Annotated in this window: 16 protein-coding genes, 1 tRNA gene and 1 riboswitch; of the genes, 12 read left to right on the top strand and 5 right to left on the bottom strand. The window is 67.8% G+C overall.

Annotated features, from left to right (window positions below):
• Window positions 1–73 precede the first annotated feature (73 nt).
• The 3 genes from ST3T6A_RS0114290 (at window position 74) to ST3T6A_RS0114280 (ending at window position 2,973) form a co-directional block, all read left to right on the top strand.
• Complete coding sequence (locus tag ST3T6A_RS0114290; RefSeq protein ID WP_235785803.1) at window positions 74–1,825, top strand: sensor histidine kinase; 1,752 nt, start codon at window positions 74–76, stop codon at window positions 1,823–1,825.
• Window positions 1,825–2,868 carry a polysaccharide deacetylase family protein gene (locus ST3T6A_RS0114285; RefSeq protein ID WP_019833622.1) on the top strand — a complete coding sequence of 348 codons (1,044 nt, stop codon included), beginning with the start codon at window positions 1,825–1,827 and terminating at the stop codon, window positions 2,866–2,868. Before ST3T6A_RS0114290 ends, ST3T6A_RS0114285 begins: the two co-directional genes overlap by 1 nt.
• A 29-nt stretch (window positions 2,869–2,897) precedes the next feature.
• Window positions 2,898–2,973: transfer RNA gene (locus ST3T6A_RS0114280), tRNA-Ile, on the top strand.
• Between the two features lie 229 nt (window positions 2,974–3,202).
• Here ST3T6A_RS0114280 and ST3T6A_RS22050 read toward each other — a convergent pair.
• Complete coding sequence (locus ST3T6A_RS22050; protein ID WP_235785824.1) at window positions 3,203–3,388, bottom strand: hypothetical protein; 186 nt, start codon at window positions 3,386–3,388, stop codon at window positions 3,203–3,205.
• On the opposite strand from ST3T6A_RS22050, the gene ST3T6A_RS0114275 reads away from it, so the two are divergent.
• Genes ST3T6A_RS0114275 through ST3T6A_RS0114260 form a run of 4 tightly spaced genes read left to right on the top strand, consistent with a single transcriptional unit; the run spans window position 3,366 to window position 7,890 of the window.
• Window positions 3,366–5,342, top strand: coding sequence for an FUSC family protein (locus ST3T6A_RS0114275; protein WP_443024279.1), 1,977 nt, complete (start codon window positions 3,366–3,368; stop codon window positions 5,340–5,342). The two genes, ST3T6A_RS22050 and ST3T6A_RS0114275, sit on opposite strands and share 23 nt — an antisense overlap.
• A complete protein-coding gene (locus tag ST3T6A_RS0114270; protein WP_019833620.1) occupies window positions 5,339–5,563 on the top strand; it encodes a DUF1656 domain-containing protein in 225 nt (74 codons plus the stop codon). The genes ST3T6A_RS0114275 and ST3T6A_RS0114270 overlap by 4 nt, the downstream gene beginning before the upstream one ends.
• Entirely contained in the window at window positions 5,564–6,463 is a 900-nt protein-coding gene (locus ST3T6A_RS0114265; protein ID WP_019833619.1) for an efflux RND transporter periplasmic adaptor subunit, read from the top strand.
• Complete coding sequence (locus ST3T6A_RS0114260) at window positions 6,457–7,890, top strand: efflux transporter outer membrane subunit (RefSeq protein ID WP_019833618.1); 1,434 nt, start codon at window positions 6,457–6,459, stop codon at window positions 7,888–7,890. The genes ST3T6A_RS0114265 and ST3T6A_RS0114260 overlap by 7 nt, the downstream gene beginning before the upstream one ends.
• Here the strand turns inward: ST3T6A_RS0114260 and ST3T6A_RS20910 are convergent.
• A complete protein-coding gene (locus tag ST3T6A_RS20910) occupies window positions 7,887–8,363 on the bottom strand; it encodes a hypothetical protein (protein ID WP_157602869.1) in 477 nt (158 codons plus the stop codon). The two genes, ST3T6A_RS0114260 and ST3T6A_RS20910, sit on opposite strands and share 4 nt — an antisense overlap.
• Window positions 8,364–8,464: 101 nt before the next feature.
• On the opposite strand from ST3T6A_RS20910, the gene ST3T6A_RS0114250 reads away from it, so the two are divergent.
• Window positions 8,465–8,860 (top strand): MarR family winged helix-turn-helix transcriptional regulator, encoded by a 396-nt coding sequence (locus tag ST3T6A_RS0114250; RefSeq protein WP_019833616.1) that lies wholly within the window; start codon window positions 8,465–8,467, stop codon window positions 8,858–8,860.
• A gap of 25 nt (window positions 8,861–8,885) precedes the next feature.
• On the opposite strand, the gene ST3T6A_RS0114245 is transcribed toward ST3T6A_RS0114250, so the two are convergent.
• The 3 genes from ST3T6A_RS0114245 to ST3T6A_RS0114235 all read right to left on the bottom strand — a co-directional run bounded on the left by ST3T6A_RS0114245 (window position 8,886) and on the right by ST3T6A_RS0114235 (window position 12,227).
• Window positions 8,886–9,203, bottom strand: coding sequence for a hypothetical protein (locus ST3T6A_RS0114245; protein WP_019833615.1), 318 nt, complete (start codon window positions 9,201–9,203; stop codon window positions 8,886–8,888).
• Between the two features lie 77 nt (window positions 9,204–9,280).
• A complete protein-coding gene (locus ST3T6A_RS0114240; protein ID WP_019833614.1) occupies window positions 9,281–11,053 on the bottom strand; it encodes a chloride channel protein in 1,773 nt (590 codons plus the stop codon).
• A 115-nt stretch (window positions 11,054–11,168) separates the two neighbouring features.
• Window positions 11,169–12,227, bottom strand: a complete 1,059-nt coding sequence (locus tag ST3T6A_RS0114235) for a threonine aldolase family protein (RefSeq protein ID WP_019833613.1) — start codon at window positions 12,225–12,227, stop codon at window positions 11,169–11,171.
• A gap of 55 nt (window positions 12,228–12,282) precedes the next feature.
• A riboswitch (SAM-I-IV-variant riboswitch) is annotated at window positions 12,283–12,392 on the bottom strand.
• 115 nt (window positions 12,393–12,507) lie between these two features.
• Here ST3T6A_RS0114235 and ST3T6A_RS0114230 point away from each other — a divergent pair.
• The 4 genes from ST3T6A_RS0114230 to ST3T6A_RS0114215 are packed head-to-tail and all read left to right on the top strand — an operon-like array spanning window position 12,508 to window position 16,338.
• Complete coding sequence (locus ST3T6A_RS0114230; protein WP_019833612.1) at window positions 12,508–13,431, top strand: dihydrodipicolinate synthase family protein; 924 nt, start codon at window positions 12,508–12,510, stop codon at window positions 13,429–13,431.
• A gap of 8 nt (window positions 13,432–13,439) precedes the next feature.
• On the top strand, window positions 13,440–14,438 hold the full coding sequence (locus ST3T6A_RS0114225) for a 4-hydroxyproline epimerase (RefSeq protein ID WP_019833611.1): 999 nt from the start codon (window positions 13,440–13,442) through the stop codon (window positions 14,436–14,438).
• Between the two features lie 23 nt (window positions 14,439–14,461).
• Window positions 14,462–15,895 (top strand): amino acid permease, encoded by a 1,434-nt coding sequence (locus tag ST3T6A_RS0114220; protein ID WP_019833610.1) that lies wholly within the window; start codon window positions 14,462–14,464, stop codon window positions 15,893–15,895.
• Complete coding sequence (locus ST3T6A_RS0114215) at window positions 15,892–16,338, top strand: YybH family protein (RefSeq protein WP_019833609.1); 447 nt, start codon at window positions 15,892–15,894, stop codon at window positions 16,336–16,338. The genes ST3T6A_RS0114220 and ST3T6A_RS0114215 overlap by 4 nt, the downstream gene beginning before the upstream one ends.
• Window positions 16,339–16,341 lie beyond the last annotated feature (3 nt).

Below are 16,341 nucleotides of genomic sequence, written 5' to 3'. Positions count from 1 at the left end.
TATAAGAAAATTGCGGCGTTAGGCAATTGTCCCACTATGCAACGAACGCAGAAAAGTCGCTTTGCGCAGGCCCATGGGAACAGATAGTCAACCTTTCATCCGGCAGGGATACCCGCTCGCCGGCGGCGTGGAGGAGTGGGTGCGGTTCGACGACATGCTAGCGACGGTGCTTGCCCGGCCGGCCGAGAGACCGGCGGAACGGGTCGCGCTGTGGCGCCAGCTGATCGATCTTCTGGCACAGCGCCGGCCGGGCGCGGACCCGACGCTTAGCCGCGAGGCTTTTCTGCGTCTTCAGGCGCTTCGCCCTGACGTGCCGATCGCGATTCGGTGTGAGACGGCGCGCGCCTTCGCCGGGCGCTCGATCCGGCCCGTGCTCGCGGCCTTCCTTGCGGCGGACGTGCCGGCGGTGGCGGGCGCGATCCTGCCGCATGTGCGGCTGGACGAGGCGGGCTGGTTGGAGATCCTGCCGCGCCTCACGCCGACCGGACGGGGCTTCCTGCGGCATCGGCGCGATCTCGGCCCGCAGGTGGAGGCGGCGCTGTGGAGCTTCGGCGCGACCGACCTCGCGCTGGGCGGCGGTGCCGTCCCCGCTCCGATGCAGGAGGCCGGCGCGCCCGAACCGGTGAAGAGCGCAGCGAGCGATCCGCTGCCGCCCCCGGCCGCTGTCGAGCATGGCGTGGGCGAGGGGCAAATCCGCGCGATCATCACGCGCATCGCCCGCTTCCGAAAAGGGCGCGAGGGGCAACCTCCCGAGCCGGAACCCGAGCAGATCGCCTCCTTCCGCTTCGAGACCGGAACGGATGGCGTGATCTGCTGGGTCGACGGCGCACCGCGCGGCCCGCTGGTCGGCGAGACGATCGCCACGCCGGCCGCCGGCATTTATGGTGTCGATGCGCAGGCGCCGGGGGCTTTCCGCCGCCGCGCGCCGTTCCGGGACGCCCGCCTGATGATCGCGGGCCGCTCCGGGGTGGCCGGGGAGTGGAGGATCGCGGGAGTGCCGGTGTTCGGCCCTTCGGATGGCCGCTTTCTCGGCTATCGCGGCACGGCACGCCGGCCGCGCGAGGATGAGCGCGCCGAGCCGGAACCCGATGCGCCCGGCCTTTACGGCGGCGGGCTGGAGCCGGATTCGCTGCGCCAGCTTGTCCATGAACTGCGCACGCCGCTCAACGCCATCGGCGGCTTCGCGGAGATGATCCGCCGCCAGATGCGCGGGCCGGTCTCGACCTCCTATCGCGACCGCGCGCAGAACATCGCCGAGCAGGCGGGGCAGCTTCTCGCGGCGGTCGACGATCTGGACGTTGCGGCGCGGCTGGAGACGCGGCGGCTCGATCTCCAGCGCGTCGAGATCGATCTGGGCACGATGCTGGCGCTCATCTGCGACAACCATGCGAAGAGCGCGGCGCGGCGCGGCGGCGCGCTGGAATGCGCGGTGACGCCGGACCTGCCGCCGGTGGTCGGCGATCCCGCCGCGCTGCGTCGGATGATCGGCCGCCTGATCGGCGCGTCCGCCGCGCTGGCGGAAGAGGGCGAGACGATCCGCGTCACCTTGTCGGGCGGTGCGTCGCCCATGATGCTGGATGTGGCCGTACGCCGCCCGGCGCGGCTTGACGGGCAGGACGATGCCGCGCTCTTCGACACGGCCTATGGCCCGGAGGGGGACTGGCCGGATGCGCCGCTCCTCGGGCTGGGCTTCTCGCTGCACCTCGTGCGGCGGCTTGCGAGCGCGGCAGGCGGCGGCCTGCGGATCGAGCCGGATCGCTTCGTCCTGAGCCTGCCTGCCTCCGAAGGGCGGGCCGCCGGCGCCGAGCCGGGGGCCGAGCGGTGATGCCGGGGGCCGGGCAGGGACGGATCGATCGCCCCCCGGCTCGGGAGGATCAGGTCCGGCTGCCCGGCACGCTCGGCCGCCGCTTCCTCGTCTTCGTCGATACCGAGGAGGAGTTCGACTGGACCGCTCCCCGCAGCCGTGACGCAACGGCCACGCGCGCGGTGGCGGCGCTGCCCGAGGCGCATCGGCGTCTGGCGGGCTTCGGCATCCGGCCGACCTATCTGGTCGATTATCCCGTTGCGACCTCGCACAAGGCGGTGAACGTGCTGCGCCCCCTGCTGGAGGCCGGCGAGTGCGCGATCGGTTCGCAGCTCCATCCCTGGGTCAATCCGCCCTTCGACGAGGCGCTGACCACGACCAACAGCTTCGTCGGCAATCTGCCCGAGGCGCTGGAGCGCGCGAAGCTGGCGGCCCTGACGGAACGCATCACCGAGGCCTTCGGGCGGCGGCCGACCATCTATCGGGCGGGCCGCTATGGCGTTGGCGCCAATAGTGCGCGGCTGCTGGAGGAGGCGGGATATCGCCTCGACGTCTCGGTGCGCGCGCTGTTCGATTATTCGGACGAGGGCGGCCCCGATTTCTCGCACCGCACCGCCGAGGCGAGCTGGGCCGGCCCTGCGCGCCTGCTCATGGAATTGCCGCTGACCACGGTCTTCACCGGCTATGCCCGGCGGATGGGGCCGCAGCTCTATGCGGCGGCGGGCCGGGTCGAGCGGATGCGCGGCGTGCTGGCGCGCACCGGTGCGCTGGAGCGGATCGCGCTGACCCCGGAGGGGACGCCGCTTCCCGATGCGCTGCGGGCGATCCGCCAGTTGCTGGCGGACGATATCCGGCTGCTTTCCATCTCCTTCCACTCGCCGTCGGTCGAGCCGGGGCATACGCCTTATGTGCGCGATGCCGAGGATCTGCGCCGTTTTTACGCCTGGTGGGATGGCGTGCTCGACCTGCTGGCGCGCGAGGGCGTGCGGCCGATCGGCGCCGACGAGCTGATCGAGGAAGCCTGGCGCGCACGCGATGTCGGACTGCGACTTGCCACGCACTGAGCGGTCGCGCTATCGCGGCGGCGCTGGCGGGGCCTGTAGCTCAATGGTTAGAGCTGGCCGCTCATAACGGCTAGGTTGCGGGTTCGAGTCCTGCCGGGCCCACCAGCACTTTTCGCGAGGCCTCGGAAGGCTCGCAGTACCGGCCGGCACCGGACGCCTTTCAATAATGCTGATGGTGACGATCCCAGTTGCGCGATCAAGTTCGCAACACAACGGGACGGCGATCTGCATCCAGCAAAATTTCTGCTCTATCGGAAGAAAATATTGCGTTTGAAACGCCGGAGGCTTCTTGCCAAGAGAGCCGCGTCAGAGGGAGGGCGCTGACGGCTCAGATTCAGGCGGAGTCGAGAAGCGGGTGTTCGGTTTTGACATGCCGCCTCAGGTCTGGGTGATTGAACGTGGTTTCTGCTCGGATTGCGCCTCTTGCCGCTTCCCCTTTTCTTGCCGTCAGTCCCAGGAAAATCCTGTTTTCCCTGAGCAGCTTCATTGCGGCGTCGCTGACATTATTGATCGCCTTCACGGCTAGCCTTCCGCGCCCCTGGTGGGCCTTGCTGACCGTCTATGTCACCGCCCAGCCGATGTCGGGCGCCTTTCGCCCCAAGGCCCTCTATCGGATCGCCGGCATCGTGACGGGCGCCGCGGTGACCATCGCGATCGTCCCCAATATGCAGAACTCGCCGATCCTGCTGGTGTTCTGCATGGCGATCTGGACGGGGTTCTGCATCTACCTCGCCGTGCTGGACCGGACGCCGCGCGCCTTCCTCTTCCAGATGGCGGCGTTCAGTTCGGCGGTCATCAGCTTCCCTTATCTGGACGATCCGGCCAACATCTTCACGACCACGGTCTCGCGGGTCGAGGAGATGACCGTCGCCATCCTGTGCGTGACGATCGTCCATATGCTGCTGCAACCGTGGAGCGTGCGGCCGATCATCCGCGAGCGTGCCCGCTCCTTCCTGAGCGACGCCTCGCGCTGGACGGCCGAGGCGCTGGGAACGCACCATACCGCGCTCGAATATCAGCATCGCCGCAGGCTTGCGTCCGACGTCGTCGAGCTGGGGATGATCGCGATCAACCTGCCGTTCGATCAGCGCTATGCGCTGGCGACGCGTCGCACCGTCCTGCAATTGCAGGCGGCGCTCGCCGATGTGCTGCCGGTGGCGTCGGGTTCCGCCAACCGGCTGGACAATCTCCGCTCGCTCGATGCCGTCGACGCCGAGCTGGCCGCTCTCGTCGATGCCCTGATCGATTGGCTGAACGGCCCGATCGATACGTCCGACGAGATCGACGCCGCTCTGATCGCGCGTTGTCGCACGCTGGAGGAGGAGCGTGCGCGCCGGGGCGACTGGGTCTCCCTGCTGGCCGCCAACCTCTGCGATCGCATCGCGACCTGCATGGAAACCTTCCACACCGCCCGCGTGCTCGTCCGGCGCCTCGACCGGACCGATGCCGACGTCGAGGCCGACCAGGCGATCGGGATGGAGGAGCGCGATCCCTCCCGCTTTCCGCTGGCTCGCGATCATGGCCTCGCCGCCCTTGCCGGCGCGGCCACCGCGACCGCGCTCATGCTCTATTGCGCCTTCTGGATCTTGCTGGCCTGGCCCAACGGATCGGCGACGGCGGCCTTCGCGGCGCTCATCACATGCTCCTTCGCCGCGCAGGACGATCCGGCGCCCGTGATCGGCCGCTATCTGTGGGCGACGCTCAAGACATTTCCGCTGGCGGCGCTCTATCTCTTCGTCATCCTGCCTCGGGTCGACGGGGCGATCATGCTGATCGTGACGCTCGCGCCGGCCCTGCTCTGGATGGGCTATATCCAGGCCGATCCCGCCCGCTCGGCCCGCGCTTTGCCGATGTTCTCCTGCTTCATCGTGGCCATGGGCTTTCTCGATCGCTTTCAGGCCGATTTCGCTGCCTTCCTCAACACCGGGCTCGCGCAGGTGGGCGGGATCGTGACCACGCTGGCCGTCACCCGGCTGTTCCGATCGGCGAATGTCCGCTGGACCGCGCACCGCATCATCCGGAACAACTGGATCGACCTGCAGGGCCTCGCCGATGCCCGTGCTCCGCTCGCGCCGGAAATCTGGACGGCGCGCGCGCTGGATCGGCTGGGCCAGATCGCGGCCCGCATGGCCGACGCCGATCCGGGCGATGCCCTCCATGCGGCCGACGGGCTCAGCGATCTCAGGATCGGCCGGAACCTCATCCAGATCCGGAAGGGCAGCGAGAATGCGCGCGCTTCGGCGCAAAGCGCCGTGCAATCGGTGTTTGACGAGGTGGCGCATCTGTTCCGCAAGCGGCTGCGGGCGGGCGAGCCGGTTCCCGCCGAGACGACCCTGCTCACCGCCATCGATCAGGCCATCATGCAGGGCACGAAAAAGCGCTCGGGCCTTCAATCCCCCGCCTTGCTGGCGCTGGTCGGCATGCGCTGCAACCTGTTCCCGCAGGCGGCCCCTTATGCGGCGCCGGTCGCATGATCGAGGAAGTGCGCATCTTCGGCATCTACATGCCGTCGCCGCTCCTCTGGGCGGTGCTCGCGGCTATTCTCACCTTCATGATCCGGCCGTTGCTCGCGCGGATACCGCTGCATCGTGTCCTGTGGCACCCGGCTCTGCTCGACCTCGCGCTTTTCCTGCTGTTCTGGTGGGGGCTAGGCCTCCTCGCGGACGGCTATCTCCCGCATGGGCTGATCTCCTGAATGTTCCGACTGCATAACCTCATCCGGACCATCTTCACGCTCGCGTTGATCGCGGTGATCCTGGCCGTGATCTACGCCCTGTGGATACGCTATCAGGTCGAGCCGATCACCCGCGACGGCAAGGTGCGCGCCGATGTGGTGCCCGTGGCCGCGGACGTGAACGGGCTGGTCACCGACGTGCTCGTCCATGACAATCAGGTCGTCCGGAAGGGCCAGGTGATGCTCATCATCGACCAGCCCCGCTACAGGCTCGCTCTGGAGCAGGCGCGCGCGAACATCATGAACCTCAAGGCTGCGCTGGCCGAGGCGGTGCGGGAAGACCGCCGCAATCGCTCGATGCCCGATGTCGTCGCCCAGGAGGTGACCGAGCAGGGTTCCGCGAAGGTCGATCAGCTCAGGGCGTCGATCGCGCAGGCGATCGCGGCCCGCGATCTGACGCAGCTCAATCTGGATCGCACCGTCATCCGCGCACCGGTGGACGGCACCGTGACCAATATGGATCTGCAACCGGGCCTGTATCTCACCGCCGGCAAGGCGGCGTTCGCGCTCGTCTATGATCGCTCGCTCCGGGTGGAAGGCTATTTCGAGGAGACGAAGCTCCCCGCCGTGCATGTCGGCGATCCGGCCAGCATCTATCTGATGGGCGTCGCCAATGAGATACGCGGCCATGTCGAGAGCATCGCCGGCGGCGTCGAGGACCGGGAGCGGACGGGCGGGGTGGCCCAGCTCGCCAACGTCAATCCGTCCTTCACCTGGGTCCGGCTCGCGCAGCGCGTGCCGGTGCGCATCCTGATCGATCATGTGCCGCCCGGCGTCCAGCTCGTTCCGGGGCAGACGGCCACCGTCGAGATCCACAGCAAGCCGGGCGACGTGACGATCCAGCGGAGCCTGCCATGGTGATGCGCCGGCTCGCTCTCCTGCTCGTGACCACCGGCCTGGCCGGCTGCGCGGCTGTCGGCCCGAACTACAAGCTGCCGGAGAAGGCCGTGGTCAACGCGCCGTCCGCGCAGGGGGCCTTCCTGTCCGGCGGCCCGGAGACGAGCACCGAGCCCCTCCCGGATCAGTGGTGGAAGCTGTTCGACGATCCCCGCCTGGACCAGCTCGTGAGCGAGGCGCTCGCCAACAATACGGACCTGCGCGTTGCCGAGGCCAATCTCGAACGCAGCGGCGCTCTCCTTGCCGAGACCCGGACGGGTCGCGAGGTGGGCGGCACTGCGGATGTCGAGACCAGCTATGTCCAGCAGTCGGCTGAATCGGTGATGCAACATGTGCAGCCGCCGGAGAGGCCGATCTACAATCTGGGCCTTTCGGTCAGCTACGACCTCGATCTGTTCGGCGGCATCCGCCGCGGCATCGAAGCGGCCTCCGCCGATCATGAGGCGGTCGCCGCCGCGCGCGATCTGGCGCGCGTCAATGTCGCCGCGGAGACGGCACGCGCTTATGCCGACATCTGCAACAGCGGCCATCAGCTCGATGTCCTGCGCCAGTTGATCGGGGTGCAGGAGCAGAGCCTCGCTCTCACCCGAACCCTGATCGCGCATGGCCGTTCGCCGCAGTTCGAGCAGGATCGGCAGCAGACCACCATCGAGGCGAACCGGGCGCAGATCGCGCCTCTGACGGCACGCCAGCAGAACGCGGCTTTCCGCCTCACCACCCTTCTGGGCAAGCCGCCGGCAGACTATGATCGCGGCCTGCTGGCCTGTCATGACCCGCTGAAGCTCCGCGCTCCACTTCCGACGGGGGACGGTCAGGCCCTTCTGAAACGTCGGCCCGACGTTCGCGCTGCGGAGCGCCGCCTCGCGGCCTCCACGGCGCGGATCGGCGTCGCGACGGCGGCGCTCTACCCAGATATCAAGCTGGGCGCGACGCTCGGCTCGACGGGCGCGGGGGCAGACTTCCTGTCGCCGCTCACCAACCGGTTCGGCATCGGCCCGATGATCAGTTGGGACCTGCATCGCAGCGCCGTCCGCGACCGGATCGCGGCGGCGGAAGCGCAGAGCCGCGCCAATCTCGCATCCTTCGATGGCACCGTCCTCACGGCGCTGCGCGAGACCGAGAGCGCGCTCAACACCTACACGGCTTCGCTGGATCGTTTGCAACGGCTCGAAATCGCTCAGGAAGAAGCGGCTCGGGTGGCCGACAAGACCCGCACGCTCTGGCGCGGCGGAAAGGTCGGGGGCCTCGTCGCCTTCGATGCCCAGCGTTCGGAAGTGGCGGCCGCGCAGGCGGTGGCAACGGCGCAGGCGGAGATCAACAGCAACCAGATCACGCTGTTCCTGGCGCTCGGCGGTGGTTGGCAGACGCCGGAGGCCGTGGGTAGCCGCTAGGCAGACGGACCGATCCGTTGGTCCAGAGCGCCCTTGCTCCTGACGTGGCGATCGCGCAGCCCGGCGAGCTGATCCCGGAAGCGCTCGTCCCGGATGCGCGGAATAAGCGCATGAAGCAGGGCGAGGATCGTGCCCAGCCTATGGTGAAGCTCGCGCCACGGCTCGGCCGGCTCGTTCGATGCGATGTCCGGCAGGGGGACGTGCCCTGCTCCTCCCAGTCGCTGGAGCGCATCCGCCAGCATGGCGCATCCATGCTCTGCGTCCGTCCGGATCGTGTCGAGCATCGGCTGGGCGCTTCCGCTCGCAAGGACAGCCAGTGCATGTTCGGTGTCGATCAGGGACGGGATGATGCAGACCAATTCGTCACGCCCCGCATAGCCCATGTAGACGCCGTCGGCCTGTGCCGCGAAGCAGACCGGCGAGGAAAATTCCGGCTCCATGCGTTCCTCCATCTCTTCTCGTGCAGGCACCATCCCTCCGGTCCCTATCCTAGCGCGAAGCCGGTTGGGGCGACACCGCGTCCCGCGCCTGAGACCGGGTGGAAGGACCGGCGACGGCAGCCTAAGGAGAGGCCATGAACGATCTGAGCGACGAGCATTACGAGGCCCTGGCGAGCATCCGCCATCAGCTTCGCCGCTTCCTGCATTTCAGCGAGCAGGCGGCGGCGGGTTCCGGCATCACGCCGCAGCAGCATCAGGCCCTGCTGGCGATCCGGGCGTCGGGCGGGGCCATGCTGGTGGGCCAGCTCGCCGATCATCTGCTGCTCAAGCCCAACAGCACGAGCGAGCATGTCGATCGTCTGGTCCGGCTCGGGCTGGTGCGGCGGCGGGACGGGATCGAGGATCGTCGCCGGGTCAGCATCGAGCTGACGCCGGAAGGAAAGGCTTTGCTGGCCTCGCTTAGCCGAGTCCATTGGGAGGAGTTGCGCCGGATACGCCCATTGCTCACCCAACTGATCGAGCAGCTCTGACCACAGCCCGGCGCTGTGCCTTCGATCATGCCGAGAGGCGCCTTCCGGACTTATCCGGTTCCGCCTGCTTTCTCACGGGGCGATGAACCCGGTTCCGCTCGCGCCACTCGTGGCCTTCGCCGATGAGCACGACGGCAGCGAACGCCATGAACAGCAGAACCGTCTGGACGAAATGATCCCGCCTCGTTTCCGGTATGGCGAGGAGAAGCCCGATCAGCAGCCAGGGACCCAGCTCCGGCCATCGCACCAGCTTGAAGAGATTCCAGACGCCGAGCGTCACCAGTGCCGCGACGATCAGGCCGCCGATCACCTCGATCACGCCGTTGAGGAGAAGTGTGAGCATCCTCCATCCCGGTGCCGGCATGGAGCCGGCATCATCTTCCCCTCAAATATATCGCAAGGCGACTGAAATTCCCATCATTATCTTTCGGGCGAAGGGGTGAAGCGGGTGCGATCGGTCTCCGCGCGGCGATGCGCACTGCGGGCCTTGAGGAGATCCTGACGCGACAGGATGCCGACCACGCGACGCGTCTCCGGATCGATGATCGGCACGCGGCCGATGCCGGTTTCGATGATCATGTCGGCGATCTGGCTACAGGGCGTTTCCGGTGTCGCCGCCGGCTGCGACTTGTCGGAGACGGTATCGGCGAGCGTGGCCGCCCCTTCCGCGCCATCCACCTGCCAGCGCAGCGCGTCGGTCCGCGAGACGAGGCCCAGCAGGCGCCCCCCGGAATCCACCACCGGATAGCTGCGGTGCCGGGCCTGGTTGGCGAAGAAGGACACGGTGTTCGCGATGGACAGATCGCCCTGGAGCGTTTCCGGCTCCGGCGTCATCAGATGCCCGGCCTGGAGGAATTCGAGCGGGTCGACGGTATATTCCTGGAGGATGTGGCGGCCGCGGCGCGCGATCTTCTCGGTCAGGATCGATCGCCGCATCAGCAGCACGCTGACCGCATAGGCCGCGCCCGCCGCTGCGATCGTTGCCGGCAGGCTGGCGAAGTGGCCGGTCAGCTCGGCCGCGAACAGCGCGCCCGTCATCGGCGCCCGCATCGCGCCGCTCATGATGCCGGCCATGCCGATCATCGCCCAGAAGCCGATATCGCCCGGAACGAACTGGCCGAGCAGGCATCCGGTCGCGCCGCCGAGGATCAGCAGGGGGGCAAGGATGCCCCCCGAGGTGCCCGAACCCAGCGACACCAGCCAGACGATCGCCTTCACGAACAGCAGGGCGAGGATCACGCGGATCGGCAAGCTGCCGTCGAGCAGCGCCTGGATGCTGGCATAGCCCGAGCCCAGCACATGCCGGTCGACGAAGCCGCCGATGCCGACCACCACCGCGCCGATGGCGGGCCACCACATCCAGTGGATGGGCAGGCGATGGAAACCATCCTCGATCCGGTAGAGCGCGGTCGATAGCAGGGCAGCTTCGAGCCCGACAACGAGACCGATCACGGCAGCGGCGGCGAGCACCCAGAGTCCGGCCGGCTGGGCGGCAGCGGTCGCGAACATCGGGCCGGAGCCGATCATCAGCGGCCGGCAGGCGAAGGAGACCAGCACCGCCACCAGCACCGGCACGAAGCTGCGCGGCTTCCATTCGAACAGCAGCACTTCGATGGCGAGCAGGATCGCGGCGAGCGGCGTGCCGAAGATCGCGGTCATGCCGGCGGCGGCGCCCGCGACGAGCAACGTCTTGCGTTCGGCGGCGCTCAGCCGAAAGCATTGGGCGAAGAGCGAACCGATTGCGCCGCCGGTCATGATGATCGGGCCTTCGGCGCCGAAGGGGCCGCCGCTGCCGATCGACACGGCCGCCGAGAGCGGCTTGAGCAAGGCCACCTTCAGGGACAGGCGGCTTTCCCCGAACAGGATCGTCTCGATCGCCTCGGGAATGCCATGCCCGCGGATCTTCTCCGATCCATAGCGCGCCATCAGGCCGATGATGATGCTGCCGATGAGCGGCAGGATCAGCACGGCGGCACCGACCGGGCTGTCGGTGATCAGCGCCGGGGCGTCGGACAGCCGCCCGAACCAGAAGATGTTGGTGGCGACCGCGATGAGCTTGAGCAGCACCCACGCACCGATCGCGCCGCCGATGCCGACGACCACCGCCATCGCCGCCAGCAGCAGCATGCGGGCGTCGACGCTATGGTCGGCCAGCGGGCGTCGGTCGATGTCGGAATGGCGATGCGCGATCATGATAGCCTCAAGGGAAAGTTGTCGCGACCTATATCGCAATGCGACATGCTTCAAGGGCGGGGGCGTATTCCTGCCCCGATGACCGACATTGGGATGCCCGGCACGGACACATCCTCTACGCGGCCGCGTCCAGAGCCGGACGTCCAAGCGCCTCGCGGATGTCCGCGGCGAGCGCCTCCACCCGCGCCAACTCGGTATCCCACGCGAACATGAAACGGGCGCCGCCGCCAATGAAGGTATAGAAGCGCCAGCCTCGTGTCCGCAGCGCCTCCATCGCTTCCGCCGGAAGCTGGAGGAAGACGGCGTTGGCCTCGACCGGGAACATCAGCGTCGCATCGGGCAGGCCCGCGATGCGCCCGGCCAGCAGGCGTGCGCAGGCGTTGGCGTGCTCAGCGTTGCGCAGCCATGCGCCCGTCTCCAGCAGGCCGACCCACGGCGCGGAGAGGAAGCGCATCTTGGACGCGAGCTGCCCGGCCTGCTTGCATCGATAATCGAAGTCCAGCGCCAGCGCGGTGTCGAAGAAGATCACCGCCTCGCCGACCGCCATGCCGTTCTTGGTGCCGCCGAAGCACAGCACGTCGACGCCCGCGCGCCAGGTGATGTCCGCCGGCGAGCAGCCGAGCGTCGCGCAGGCATGGGCGAAGCGCGCTCCATCCATGTGCAGTTTCAGCCCCAGCTCGCGACAAATGGCGGAGAGCGCCTGCAACTCCTCGACCGTGTAGACCTGCCCCGTTTCGGTCGGCTGGGTGACCGTCACCACGCGCGGCTTGGGGAAGTGGATGTCGGAGCGGCTGGTCGCGAGCGCACGCACCGCGTCGGGCGTGAGCTTGCCGTCCGGCGTCTGCGCGACGAGCAGCTTGGAGCCGTTGGAGAAGAACTCCGGTGCGCCGCACTCGTCCGTCTCGACATGCGCGGAGGAGGAGCAGATGACGCTGTGATAGGACTGGCAGAGCGACGCCAGCGCCAGCGAATTGGCCGCCGTGCCATTGAAGGCGAAGAACACCTCGCACGGCGTCTCGAACAGGCTGCGAAAGGCATCGGCGGCGCGCTGGGTCCACGGGTCGTCGCCATAAGCGGGCGCGGAGCCGTGATTGGCGAGCGCCATCGCGTCCCACACTTCCGGGCAGATCCCGGCATAATTGTCGCTGGCGAATTGCTGAACCTGGCTCGTCATCTGCGCCTCACTTGCTCACGGGACATCCCGGATCGTGCACGACGCAAATGTGTGGCGTTCACCCGTTTGTTGCCGGTTCGGCCACATCCCTCCAGCGAACTGGAAGCGCCACCTTGCTCGGGAGCAGGTTGGCGTCAGGCGTCGGCCCGACTCTTGATGCTGTGGGTGCGCAGCTAGACCCGCCGGCAGGCGATTTCAAGGGTAGGGTTGTCCGCAGAGGGCGCAGGCTTGCATCGATATATAATACCGTATACTAAATTGCGAACAGGAGGACTAGCCCATGACCTTTCCCAAGGCGCTCTGGAAGGGTGTCTATCCCGCGGCGACAACCCAGTTCGCGGAAGACCTCTCGATCGATCACGCCGCCACGCAGAAGGTGCAGTCCGCCCTTGTCGACGATGGCGTCGATGGCCTGATCCTGCTCGGCACCTGCGGCGAGAACAATTCGCTGGAGCCCGATGAGAAGTGTGCGGTGCTCAAGGGCGCGGTCGAGGCGATCGGGGGCCGGGTGCCGCTGGTGGCCGGCGTTTCGGAGTTCACCACCGATCGCGCCATCCAATATGCCCGCGATGCCGAGAAGATCGGCGTCGACGCGCTGATGCTGCTGCCGGCGATGGTCTATGTGCCGACGGTGGAGGAATTGCAGGCGCATTTCCGCGCGGTGGCCGAGGCGACCTCGCTGCCGATCATGCTCTACAACAACCCACCGGCCTACCGCGTGCAGATCGACTTCGCGACGCTGGAAGGCCTGTCGGACGTCAGGAACATCGTCGCGGTGAAGGAAAGCGCGCCCGATCCACGCCGCTTCACCGATCTCATCAACCGCTTTGGCGATCGCTTCGAGGTGATGGCCGGGCTCGACGACGTCGCGCTCGAAGGGCTGATGCTGGGGGCGTCCGGTTGGGTCTCAGGCCTGACGAGCGCCTTTCCGGTGGAATCCGTCCGCCTCGTCGCCGCCTTCGAGGAAGGCAATTGGGAGGAGGCGCGCGCCATCTATCGCTGGTTCATGCCGCTGCTCCACCTCGATGCCGAGCATGACCTCGTCCAGTCGATCAAGCTCGCCGAGCAGATCATGGGACGGGGCAGCGAGCGCGTCCGAATGCCGCGCCTTCCGCTTTCGGGCCAGCGCCGCGCCGACGTGATCCGCTGGGTCGAGCAGGCGGCGGCGACGCGGCCGGTCAAGCAGACCGCGAAGGCGGCTTGAGCCCGTCCATGCGGCACAGCTTCTTCTGCATCGACGGCCACACGGCGGGCAATCCCGTCCGCCTCGTGGCCGGGGGCGCCCCGCTGCTCCGGGGCGCCAGCATGATCGAGCGGCGCGAGGATTTCATCGCCCGCTTCGACTGGGTCCGCACGGGCCTCTGCTTCGAGCCGCGCGGGCATGACATGATGTCGGGCGGCTTCCTCTATCCGCCGACGCGGGAGGATGCGGATTGCGGCATCCTGTTCATCGAGACGTCCGGCTGTCTGCCCATGTGCGGGCATGGCACGATCGGCATGGTGACGTTCGGGCTGGAGCATGGCCTCATCACGCCGCGCACGCCGGGCCGGTTGCGCGTCGAGGTGCCGGCGGGGCTGATCGACATCGAATATGGCGCCGAGGGCGATCGCGTGCGCTGGGTCCGCATCCGCAATGTGCCGGCCTTTATGGCGGCAACGGGCGTGGCGATCGACGTGCCGGGCTTCGGCCCGCTGAGCGTCGACGTTTCCTATGGCGGCAATTTCTACGCGATCATCGAGCCTCAGGGGGCCTATACGGGCCTCGACGATCTCGGCGCCTCGCGCATCGTCGAACTGAGCCGCGCGGTGCGCGCGCTGATGCAGGAGGCGTATGAGCCGGTCCATCCGCTCGACGATCGCATCCGGGGCATCCGCCATGTGCTGTGGGCGGACAAGCCGAAGGGCGAGGGCGCCGACGGCCGCAACGCCGTCTTCTACGGAGAGCGCGCGATCGATCGCAGTCCGTGCGGCACCGGCACGTCCGCGCGGCTGGCGCATCTCGTCCACAAGGGCGCACTGAAGCCCGGCGACCGCTTCGTGCATGAATCCTACATCGGCAGCCGCTTCATCGGCCGAGTGGAGGAGATAGTGGACATCGGCGGCGTGCCGGGCATCATCCCCTCGATCGAGGGATCGGCGATCGCGACCGGTTTCAATACGATCTGGATCGATCGGGAAGACCCGTTCTGGGCGGGGTTCTCGGTCGTCTGACATAAGAGAAGAGAGGGGTGGGGATGCATCTTCTGGGGCCGATCAAGCCGATTGCACGCAGCATGGCCCCCGATGCCGCCCACCGCCTCAAGCCCACGCTCTCCTGGCCGCACCTGATCGCGCTGGGCGTCGGCGCGATCGTGGGGACGGGCATCTACACGCTCACAGGCGTCGGCGCCGAGCGGGCCGGGCCGGCGGTGATCCTCGCTTTCGCCATCGCGGGGGCGGTCTGCGCCTGCGCGGCGCTCGCTTATGCCGAGCTGGCGACGATGATCCCGGCGGCGGGCAGCGCCTATACCTATACCTATTCGGTGATGGGGGAGACGCTCGCCTGGATCGTGGGGTGGAGCCTGATCCTCGAATATTCGCTGGCCTGCTCGACGGTGGCGGTCGGCTGGTCGGGCTATCTGGTCGGCTGGCTGGAATCCGCCGGGCTGCATCTGCCCGCGCTGATCCTGAACGGCCCCCACGCTGGCGGCATCGTCAATCTGCCGGCGGTGATCGTCTCGCTTGCGATCGCCGGAATGCTGATGGCCGGCACGCGCGAGAGCGCGACACTCAACATCGTTCTGGTACTCATCAAGCTGGCGGCGCTGGCCGCCTTCGTGGCGCTGTCGCTGCCGGCTTTCGACCCGCAGCATCTCCATCCCTTCATGCCCTATGGCTTCGCGAGCCATGCCGAGGGCAGCAGCACGCGTGGGGTGATGGCGGCGGCGGCGATCGTGTTCTTCGCCTTCTACGGCTTCGACGCGGTGGCGACCTCGGCGGAGGAGGCGCGCAATCCGGGGCGCGATCTCACCATCGGGATCATCGGATCGATGGCGCTCTGCACATTGATCTACATCCTCGTCGCGGTGGCGGCGATCGGGGCGATGCCTTTCGCCACGCTCGGCCACTCGCCCGAGCCGCTGGCGCTGGTGCTGCGGACGCTGGGCCATCCCTTCGCCTCCTGGGCGATCGCGGGGGCGGCGCTGGTGGCGCTGCCGTCGGTGATCCTCGTCATGATGTATGGGCAGAGCCGCATCTTCTTCGTGATGGCGCGCGACGGGCTGTTGCCGCGCGGGCTCTCCGCCGTGTCGAAGCGCAGCGGGGCGCCCGTGCTGGTGACGGGGCTGACCGGCCTGTTCGTGGCGGGCGTGGCCGGCTTCTTCCGCCTCGACGAGATCGCGGAACTGGCCAATGCCGGCACGCTGATCGCCTTCATCGCGGTGGGCGCCTGCATGATGATCCTGCGCCGCCGTGCGCCGGACGCGCCCCGCATCTTCCGCTGCCCGCAGCCTTATGTGGTGGGGACGCTGGCAGTGCTCGGTTGCCTCTATTTGCTCTTCTCGCTGCCGGAGAAGACGCTGGTGCGCTTCCTGATCTGGAACCTGATCGGGCTGACGGCCTATTTCGCCTACAGCCGCTCGCGCAGCGTGCTGAGGCGTGAGGCTCCGGTAACGGTAGCGGCCGCATGAAGGCGCTGGCCGCATTGCTGCTGGTCGCAGCCGCGCCCGCTCCCCCGGCCGAGGTGGAGCGCGCGGCCATCCTCCATGTCGTGGCGGACATGGAGCGGGCGTGGAACCGGGGCGACTTCGCCGGCTATATGGCGGGCTTCGCCAATCCGGGCGTCGTCTTCGTGTCGGGCGGCAAGATGCAGGCGGACTGGCAGGGCACGCTCGACCATTATGTCCGCGATTACGGCGGCGCGCCCGAGCGCCGGGGGATGCTCCATTTCTACGACATGAAGGTGGATATCCTCGCGCCGGACGCGGCCATGCTGGTCGGCCATTATCATCTCGAACGCCCCGAACATCCGCAGGAGGGCATCAACACCCACCTGTTCCGCAAGATCAAAGGGCGCTGGGTGATCGCGATGAACCATGTCTCCAGCTATGAGGCGCACGCTTCGGCGCGTTGAGGG

The organism is Sphingomonas sp. PR090111-T3T-6A, assembly GCF_000383095.1.
Taxonomy (GTDB): domain Bacteria; phylum Pseudomonadota; class Alphaproteobacteria; order Sphingomonadales; family Sphingomonadaceae; genus Solisphingomonas.
The sequence above is the reverse complement of the archived record's forward strand: the minus strand, read 5'-3'. Positions and strand labels throughout refer to the sequence as shown.